Raw genomic sequence first — 8,937 nt, 5'->3', positions numbered from 1 at the left:
AAGGATTTTTATATAAATCTTCTAAAGTATGAATTTGTTCCATCTTGCATAATTATAAAAATCAAACATCCTAAATTATGATTTAGTTTTAATAGACAACGTATATTTTTTAAATCTCAAAAATGAAGATGGCTTGTACACCCTGACGTAGTGAAAAACACTATGTCAAGCGGTGAAAAGTAAGGTTTATAAATCAAAAGAGGTCGTAGCATTTATTTACTACGACCTCTTTTGATTTATAAATTTATCTACATTAACTGATATCAGTAAGCTTAACAATTTTATCATCCAAAAACTTGAAAATAGACTTTCCTTTCAGCTTCAATTCGTCGCCTTTTTTTAATCCATTAGGGAAATCCATTGCTAATATGGCATAATAATCTATCTCGACTTCAACTTCATCACTTTTATGCTCAAATGATGCTATTGTTTGAGTTCTTGCAGAGAAGTAAACTTTTGCCTGTTCAGCTTGTTCTTTAAATGCATTAATTCCTGACAAAGTCATGTTGACTTCTCCATTAGAAATATTCTCAAACACAATATTATCGTCAAAGTCTAACACCATTTTATCAGTATCAAACTGATTGTATCCTTCTATGTAGTTATTAATTATTTTTTCTTTATGAGTCATACGATTATCTATTGCTGAATTGATTGGATTCGATAGATAGGAAATTTATGCTAATAGCTTTATATAGCTAAGACTTCCTTTATTTTCTCAATTTTGGTAACTAATTCCGTAGCATAATCACTATTTGTAATTCCTTTACCTTCTACAAAGCTTTTATAGAAACTTGGTAAAGAAAACGTCTCAATCACTTTACCGCCACTATGAGGCATTCTATTTTTGGCTATTTCCATTACGCTTGCTCCTCCTCTTGCTCCGGGAGAAGTTGATAATAAAAACATAGGTTTATTGCCAAACACAGGACGTTCAGGAATCATGGAAAGCCAATCGAAAACGTTTTTGAAAGCTGTGGTATAAGCACCATTGTTTTCTGCCAATGAAATCAATAAAAAATCACTTGAGTCTATTTTCTGAGCGAAATCTAATGTCAATTGAGGAATCCCATCTTTTGCTAACCTATCCACACTAAACAAAGGCATTTCATAATCATTGAGGTCTAGAATTTCAATAGTATGTCCCTCAAAATAGGATGCAACGTGGGTTACTAGTTTTTTATTGATAGAAGTAGAGCTATTACTTCCTGCAAATGCAATTATTTTCATATTAGATAATTTGTTCTTGTAATGTTAAAATCAGGGAGCAAATTTTATTTACATTTATCGTAATCTGCTACGATATTTTTCATATTTAAATTATTGTAACTGACTTCGTTGTACTTTTCCTTGATTGATGGGCAATCGCTAAAATATTCAAAAAGTCTCTTTTTTACGTTAATAAAAGTTGTTTGTACTCCTTCTGTATCGCCTGTTTTAGCCAACCAAAAATAAACTTCTGGGGCTATATTTTGACGTTCTGGGTTAGAGCTTTTCTGTGAAACAGGCGAATCTTCAACAAATAATTGTTCGTATAATGCAACTTTAGGGCCTTTATAGGTACGCTCTAAGAGGGTAAAGTAGGTAAACGTCAGCAATCTAAATTTACGAACAACAAACTCTTTGGAATCATCATTGCTCGTTATCTTCTGAATATTAGAGGCATAAAGTTGTTTAACCAATTCTTTACCATTAAAAAGTTTAATAGGAACTCCTACATCTTTTCCACCTAGCGTAGAGACTGCTCCGCTGTTGGTTATATTGAAATAAGGTTCTGGCTTTACAATTTTGATGGTTCCTTTAAAAGGTTCTTTAAAAAACTTATCACCTTCATAAGGAATGGCTGTGCCTTCAACAGTAATAAATTGGTGTTTTTCTAAGATTGCGTCAAGTGGTATCTCTTGAGTTAGTAAAGGTTCTGTTTCTTTTTTAGGGAATATTTCATTGATAAGTACTTCCTCTATTCTGTCTGAATACCTAAATTTTACGCCATTAAATTTTAACTCAACATCTACTTTTTTATATTTTTCTAAATAATCTCTTGCCATTTTTTCATCATGGTTTAGCGTATAGTAAACACACAAATTGTGCAAAGCAGCTCTTTTTATATCATTTTGGTCTGTATCATCTTTTTCATTGACAAACTCCCCCCAATATTTAATGTCATCTTTAGTAATTTCCTTTAACCAAGCATTAGTTCCTTGTTTTCTAAGCGTTTTGTTAGTTTCTTCGATAATTACGTTGAAGTCTTTTAAATCTGGCCAATTTTTAGCTTTGCTAAACTGAGCCAATGTAACACGAACATATTTTTCATGACCTTCTACACCTGCTTTGTACATTGTCGCTAAGAAGTCTTCAAGCGCACTTTCAAGGTTTGCTTTAAATTTTACTTTATAAGCAGAATCATCCGTTAGTTTTTTGGAAGCTTTGGGTTCTACATAACTCCAATTCTTTTGAAATGTTCCCTGTACGTTCATAAACTTGTCGTAGAGGGTAATATAAAATCCAGTATATGCACCAAGTTTCATATCACTATACGCTTGTAGCAATACGACCACGTGTAAATCACCCCCATCAGTTACTTGTTTTAATGGATTGAATGAGACAGACGACAAAAGCGTTGAGAAGTCACTGTCGGGGAGATTTTTTATTTCTATCGGAGCATTTAAGGCAGTGTATTTAATGAGCCTTACATCAAAAGTCTTAAAATCTTTTAATTTGGGTTTTAAAGGGGCTGTTTGGGAAAGAGCATCAACTGTATATTCTTCAAATACTTGTGCAAAAATGGTAGAGCGAAGATTGAAAAATAATGCGATGGTGAAAAATAAGAGTAGTAATTTTTTGTTCATAGTGATTTATTATTAAGATTAAAATATAGGAATTTGATTGGTTGAAGACTTTAATTTTTTTGAATATTTGTTAAGTAAATTAAAAAGGTTTCAAGATAAAAGTTATCTATTCAATCTACGCCGAATAAATGTCGAAACTATTATTAACAGAATGAGCAATCCTGCAATTTGCATAATACTTGTTTTTGTTTTTTGAGGAGCTCTATGACCAGAACTGTATAAGGCTGCCCAAAAAAATAAATCTAAGAAAAGTAACAATGAAAGAAGTACTTGTATAAGTGTAATTATGATTTTCATAATTTATATTTTAGACAAAATTTTGACTCTTTATTTTTCGATGAATTAATTCTAAAGAATGCTGGATACTGTTCAGCGGTGTTTTTTCAAACATTTCCCAATATCCCAATTCCTGCCAAACAATCAAAATCCCTCATCAATATCTTTTCCATATTTTATCATACGGTCATATATCAATAAAAAACCACCTAAAAATAGATGGCTAAGAGTAACAAAATATCAATAAATAGCATTATTCCCCCCAAATCTCCCAAGCTTTTTCCGCTTGTCCATGAAGCATTTCTAATCCAAAATGCACGCCTTTGGCACCATGCGCTAATCCTTTTTTTAAGAAAGTAGTTTCTAAGGGGTTATAGACAATATCGTATAATAAATGTTTGACAGTTAATAACTTATAAGGGATAGCTGGAAAATTTTCTACTTTTGGAAACATCCCTAAAGGAGTAGTATTGACGATAAAAAGATGCTCGTTCATTACTTCTTCTGTCAATTCCTCATACGTAATAGTATCTTCTTCCTTCGTTCTTGATACATATTGGGTGGTTAATCCTAAATCTTCCAAGGCTTGAATAATGGCTTTGGCTGCCCCACCTTTGCCTAATACCAATGCTTTTTGTGGTTTGATGGCTTGAAAATCTTCCCATTTTTCTAGCGTCCACCGGAAACCCCAATAATCTGTATTATACCCTTTGGTGGTGCCATCTGATAAAATTTTGATGGTATTTACTGCACCAATTTTCAAGGCAGCTTCATCAATGGTATCTAAGAAAGGAATTACGTTTTGTTTATGCGGAATAGTCACGTTCAGACCTTTTAACGCTGGACGATTGCTTTGTAACAAAGCAGGTAAATCTTGAATATTTTCTAATTCAAATTTTTCGTAAGTATGGGTTTCGGCAATGCCTAATTGTTGGAATTTTTCAGTAAAATAACCTTTTGAAAAAGAATGTCCGAGTGGATAACCTATAAGTCCGTAAAGATTCATGTTAATTGTTTTTGGCTTTAAGCAATAAGCCGTAGGCTGTAAGCTTTGTTGAAAATTGTTATTTTTAATTATTTTTAAGTAATGAGTCAAATAGCATAATGAAAAATTATTGATTTTAATCACTAAATCACTCATTCATTCAATAACTTACATCCCCTTACTCTCCATGTAAGACTGTAAAATAATGGTAGCAGAAATTTTATCAATGTTCCCTTTCTCGCGACGGTCTTTTTTTGAATAACCACTTGCAATCATGGCACTCATAGCCATTGATGAAGTAAAACGCTCGTCGTGCAAATGAATGGGCATTTCGGGGAATGCTTTTTTCAGCGTAGTAATAAAACCTTTTACTTGTGAGGTATTATTAGTGGCTTGTCCGTCAAGATTCACAGGCATTCCTACTACAAAAGCTTCTACGCTTTCTTTTTCCATATATACTTTCAGGAAGTTCAAAACATCTTTGCTATGGATAGTATCTAAAGCAGAGGCAATAATTTTTAAAGGGTCTGTTACAGCCAAACCTACTCTTTTAGTTCCATAATCTATGGCTAATATTCTTCCCATGATGGTTGGTGAACCTCACCCCCAACCCTTCTCCTTTAGAGAGGGGAGATTGTCGAATATATTTCCATCGTCAGAAAGAGAAGGGAAATACTAAGAACTTCACTCCCCTCTCTGAAGGAGAGGGGCAGGGGGTGAGGTTACGTTATTTTAAAGTCCCCAAAGTTACATCATTTTATTGGGCAAATATTTTCTTGACGAATTCTACGTTATTAAAATTCCTAAACCTCTTCGAAAATTATAGAACATTATATGCTTTTTGAAAATTTATTGGTATTTTGTTGTTAAAATAATATTCAGTTTGAAGATGAAGGAAAATAAGCCCGTGAATAATCAGCCGATGATTATCAGATTGCCCATCATAATTGCTTTTACTTTGGTAGCAGGAATGCTTATTGGTGCCAACTTTTTTAGTGGTCAGTCACGTATGAATAATGTAGCTAAGGGAGTAGCGAAATATCGTGAGGTGCTTTCGTTAGTTGAAAATAATTATGTAGATTCTGTTAGTACAGACTCTCTGGTGGAGTTCTCTATCAAAAAAATGTTAGAGAAACTAGACCCGCATACCTCTTATTTTTCTACGGAAGATGTAGCCGCAGCTCGCTCGCAGTTAGAATCTGGCTTTGATGGTATCGGTATAGAATTCAATGTGTTTAATGATACCGTTTATGTGGTAAATGCCATGGTTGGTGGTCCTTCGGATGCTGTGGGTATAAAAAGTGGCGACCGTTTGATTAAAGCAGATGGCGTTTCATTAATCGGACAGAAAGTAAATTCAAGCCTAATATTCAGTAAGCTAAGAGGCCCACGTGGAAGCGAGGTTGAACTTGAAATCGTTAGAAGCGGAGAAAGCAAAATCAGACAATTTACTGTAACACGTGATAGAATTCCTTCGTATTCTATCAACGCTGGTTTTATGATGGATAATCAGACGGGATATATTAAGGTAGATCGTTTCTCTGAATCTACGTATGATGAATTCCATCAAGTACTATCTTCTTTGAAATCACAAGGTTTAAAACGATTAGTGCTTGATTTACGTGGAAATCCGGGGGGGTATAAAGACCGTGCAGAGAAAATGGTTGATGAGCTTTTATCAGACGAACGCCTGATTGTATATACCAAAGGCAAAGGTTCTAAGTTTGATTCACAGACATTCACTCGTCAAGAAGGTATTTTTGAAAAAGGAGCCGTAATTGTATTGGTTGATGAAAACAGTGCTTCTGCCGCTGAAATTGTAGCAGGTGCTTTACAAGATAACGACCGTGCCTTGATTGTAGGCAGACGCTCGTTTGGAAAAGGATTGGTACAAATGCCAATTACCTTGCATGATGGCTCTGAGTTACGATTGACTATTTCAAGATACTACACGCCAAGTGGTAGAAGTATCCAGAAACCATATTCGTTAGGGAAGGAAGAAGACTATGAAAAGGACTATGAAACACGCATGAAAAGTGGAGAATTCTTTAGTTCAGATAGTATTAAATTCAATGAGAAATTAAAGTATAAAACTGTTGCTGGGCGTACTGTGTATGGTGGTGGCGGTATTACGCCCGATGTGTTTGTTGCTCGCGATACAAGTTATTATTCTAAGTATTTAACGGAACTATTCAGTAAGAATGTTATTCGTGAATATGCGTTGAATTATGCAAACAAGAATTTAAAAACACTGGAAAAACTTAATTTTAAAGAGTTTAATAAGCAGTTTGTTGTAACAGACGCCATGATGGCAGATTTACAAAGATTGGCTACCCAAGCAAAAGTCAAACAGTCGGCTAAAGATTATGACCGTTCGAACAATTATATCAAAGGACAAATAAAGGCATTGGTCGCTAGAAGCGTTTGGCAAAGAAAGGCGGGTAAAAACTTGAATAATGAATATTATCAAGTGATGACATCTTTTGACGAAACGATTCAGAAAGCCCTACAAAATTTTGATAAAGCCGATAAGCTTGCACATGGTGAGATAGTTGAAACGTTGACACATTCGGGGAAACAGTAATGATACCTTATTAAACTTGTAATATTGAATAGGAGATTAAAAAGAGCATTAATTAGAGAGAATGCAAAATCACAGCGAAAAAAAAGAAAGCTGAATTGGGATAAAGTAAAGTCGTTTATTGGTCTTATGGTTTTACTTTGGCTTGGTGGTTTTTTGTTTATTTGTGTTATACTTTTATTACGAGTAGTTAGCAGAAATACGACTAGAGATAATGTTTTAAAAAATCCTATTGAAACGAATGCCGTTATTGTTAGAAAGAAGAGTGCTGTAGGAAGTATTGGTTATCTTAGTGAGTTTAAATTCTATGTTTCAGGAGAAGAATATGTTGGTACTACGTTTAAAAGTTACGAGGAGCATACAGGTCAAGGAATATGTGTAAAATACTTATCAGGCAAGCCAGAGCATAATATATGCTGTAATGATTTACCTTATGAATCAATAAAAGAAGACGTTATTTTTTCTTCTTTCAAGGCTAGCTTGTGGATAATCGTTGGAATAATAATATACAACTATAAAACCCTTTTTAAAGCGTTTAATTATCTATAGAGTTGAATACATAGTAACAAAAATCCTCAACAAAAAAATAGGCTTTCCAATTTTTTTTTGGGAAAGCCTATTTTTCTAAAATTCCATTATCTCTTCAATCGGTAAATGGTCACCAACAAACTTAGCATAATAAGCCTTGTTGATAATTCCTTTTTCGTTAATCAAAAAGTCAGCTTCTAAGCGCGACATCTTTCCATCATTTTTATATTTGCCTTTATACAGTTTTTCTCCTGCTTTTACTTTGGCAAAAGCTCCTTTAAAAAGAATACCATTCATTACTTTTCCTAAAGAAGTTTCTAACTCAAAAGTTTTGTACAACACTCCATCTGGGTCTGGTAATAACACAAACGGGATTTCTTCAACTGTTGCAAATTGAAGCAAATTCTCTTTAGAAGATTCATAAACCACTACCAAAATAATTCCTTTCTTTTGGAGTTGTTCATGCACTTTCATAAGCTGATGAACGTGTAAATTACAGATAGGACAGCCAACAAAGCGTTCAAAAATTAAAGCTACCTTCTTACCTTTCAAGGTAGTCGAACTTACTTGATTGCCTTTAATATCAATCGTTGAAAAACTGGGAGAGGTTTGATTTGGTTGTAATTTCATGGGCTTGTTAATATTGGTCTCCGCAATAAAATAAGTACTGATTAATAATACTGAAAAAATAACTATTTTCAGTCCCCATTTTTTAGCAAGAATATTCATGTTAGAATTTGTTATTGTTTGATGTTACAATACTTTATTCCCATGAACTACCAAATATCACCAAGGCAAGAACATTTTTTTCAATAACTATTTATTTGCCAATTTTCGGATAGTAGTCAAACATTTATTTTTTAGTGTACTTACGCTATGTTTGTTTTTATATCCCGACATCATCATGATAGCCTCTATAGGTTGATTCAACCAGTAAAATTGATGTAATACCTTTACACATCCTGCCGAAAGAACGTGCATTAATTCAGTAATTTTTTCAGCTAATGATGGCTCTTCATTATCAATAAATGATTCATCGATAGTATCGAAAGCGTCCATACTTTCGTGAGAAGCTTCTTTTTTATCACGTAGTTTTTTTAGCCATAGGTTTTTAGCAATGGCAAATAGATAGGTTTTTAGCGAAGCAGACAGCACAAAAGCTGGGTCACGTGATTTATGAATCAATGTGATTAACGATTCTTGAAAAATATCTTCTGCATCAGCTATCGTTCCTGAATTTTGCAGAATATATTTTTGAATCGTTGGGAAATAGAATTTGTACAGCAACTGGAAAGCTGCATTTTCTTCTTTTCTAATTCTTAAAAGGATGTCTTGATCTTCCACTTCGCAAACGGTATTTAGGTTATCAACAATAGCATTTGCTTATTTATTCCAAAACATATAAAATATCACCTGTTTAATTGATAATTTATTGAAATAAGAGCAAGTTTTATATTTCGATAAGACTTATTACTGAAAGTTTTTTATTATTCTGGCGTCAGCATTTAGTGAAATTCCACTGTTTGAGCGAAGCGAGACGGTTCGCCGTTGCGATTGGAATTTCTTAAATTTCTTTTACGGTCCGCCGTTGCGGTTACTTTTCTTGTTTCAAGACAAGAAAAGTAAGGACTAGTGAAGGGAAGTATTATTTTTGGTATAAGCAAAATATGATTTTTAAATATATTCTAAACTAAAAAGTCGCTGTAAATATCATTTAC

General features: G+C 33.6%; 9 protein-coding genes. 2 read left to right on the top strand and 7 right to left on the bottom strand.

Annotation, left to right across the window (positions count from 1 at the left end):
• Nucleotides 1-253: 253 nt before the first annotated feature.
• The 5 genes from AC07XN_RS21685 to ruvX form a co-directional block, all read right to left on the bottom strand.
• Nucleotides 254-631: a nuclear transport factor 2 family protein gene (locus AC07XN_RS21685; RefSeq protein ID WP_309915917.1), complete on the bottom strand. Its 378-nt coding sequence runs from the start codon at nt 629-631 to the stop codon at nt 254-256.
• A gap of 59 nt (nt 632-690) precedes the next feature.
• The gene (locus AC07XN_RS21680; protein ID WP_494744572.1) at nt 691-1,230 is read right to left on the bottom strand and encodes an NADPH-dependent FMN reductase; all 540 of its coding nucleotides are present in this window, start codon (nt 1,228-1,230) and stop codon (nt 691-693) included.
• Nucleotides 1,231-1,274: 44 nt separating this feature from the next.
• Nucleotides 1,275-2,849 (bottom strand): hypothetical protein, encoded by a 1,575-nt coding sequence (locus AC07XN_RS21675; protein ID WP_494744571.1) that lies wholly within the window; start codon nt 2,847-2,849, stop codon nt 1,275-1,277.
• Nucleotides 2,850-3,378: 529 nt separating this feature from the next.
• Nucleotides 3,379-4,131: a shikimate dehydrogenase family protein gene (locus tag AC07XN_RS21670; protein ID WP_494744570.1), complete on the bottom strand. Its 753-nt coding sequence runs from the start codon at nt 4,129-4,131 to the stop codon at nt 3,379-3,381.
• A gap of 147 nt (nt 4,132-4,278) precedes the next feature.
• Nucleotides 4,279-4,695, bottom strand: a complete 417-nt coding sequence (ruvX, locus tag AC07XN_RS21665) for a Holliday junction resolvase RuvX (protein ID WP_494744569.1) — start codon at nt 4,693-4,695, stop codon at nt 4,279-4,281.
• Between the two features lie 304 nt (nt 4,696-4,999).
• Here ruvX and AC07XN_RS21660 point away from each other — a divergent pair, with 304 nt between their 5' ends.
• Both AC07XN_RS21660 and AC07XN_RS21655 read left to right on the top strand, forming a co-directional pair.
• Nucleotides 5,000-6,694 (top strand): S41 family peptidase, encoded by a 1,695-nt coding sequence (locus tag AC07XN_RS21660; RefSeq protein WP_323251444.1) that lies wholly within the window; start codon nt 5,000-5,002, stop codon nt 6,692-6,694.
• Nucleotides 6,695-6,718: 24 nt separating this feature from the next.
• A complete protein-coding gene (locus AC07XN_RS21655; protein WP_494744568.1) occupies nt 6,719-7,240 on the top strand; it encodes a hypothetical protein in 522 nt (173 codons plus the stop codon).
• 75 nt (nt 7,241-7,315) lie between these two features.
• Here AC07XN_RS21655 and AC07XN_RS21650 read toward each other — a convergent pair whose 3' ends face one another.
• Nucleotides 7,316-7,948: a redoxin domain-containing protein gene (locus AC07XN_RS21650; RefSeq protein ID WP_494744567.1), complete on the bottom strand. Its 633-nt coding sequence runs from the start codon at nt 7,946-7,948 to the stop codon at nt 7,316-7,318.
• 87 nt (nt 7,949-8,035) lie between these two features.
• Nucleotides 8,036-8,563 (bottom strand): RNA polymerase sigma factor, encoded by a 528-nt coding sequence (locus tag AC07XN_RS21645; RefSeq protein ID WP_494744566.1) that lies wholly within the window; start codon nt 8,561-8,563, stop codon nt 8,036-8,038.
• Nucleotides 8,564-8,937 lie beyond the last annotated feature (374 nt).

Source organism: Arcicella sp. GW458-12-2-14-TSB2 (assembly GCF_059423785.1).
Note: the sequence above shows the minus strand (reverse complement) of the source record. Positions and strands in the feature narration are given on the sequence as shown.

Coding starts and splice junctions, on each gene's coding strand:
- AC07XN_RS21685 (WP_309915917.1), bottom strand. CDS start 631: ATGACTCATAAAGAAAAAATAATTAATAACTACATAGAAGGATACAAT.
- AC07XN_RS21680 (WP_494744572.1), bottom strand. CDS start 1,230: ATGAAAATAATTGCATTTGCAGGAAGTAATAGCTCTACTTCTATCAAT.
- AC07XN_RS21675 (WP_494744571.1), bottom strand. CDS start 2,849: ATGAACAAAAAATTACTACTCTTATTTTTCACCATCGCATTATTTTTC.
- AC07XN_RS21670 (WP_494744570.1), bottom strand. CDS start 4,131: ATGAATCTTTACGGACTTATAGGTTATCCACTCGGACATTCTTTTTCA.
- ruvX (WP_494744569.1), bottom strand. CDS start 4,695: ATGGGAAGAATATTAGCCATAGATTATGGAACTAAAAGAGTAGGTTTG.
- AC07XN_RS21660 (WP_323251444.1), top strand. CDS start 5,000: ATGAAGGAAAATAAGCCCGTGAATAATCAGCCGATGATTATCAGATTG.
- AC07XN_RS21650 (WP_494744567.1), bottom strand. CDS start 7,948: ATGAATATTCTTGCTAAAAAATGGGGACTGAAAATAGTTATTTTTTCA.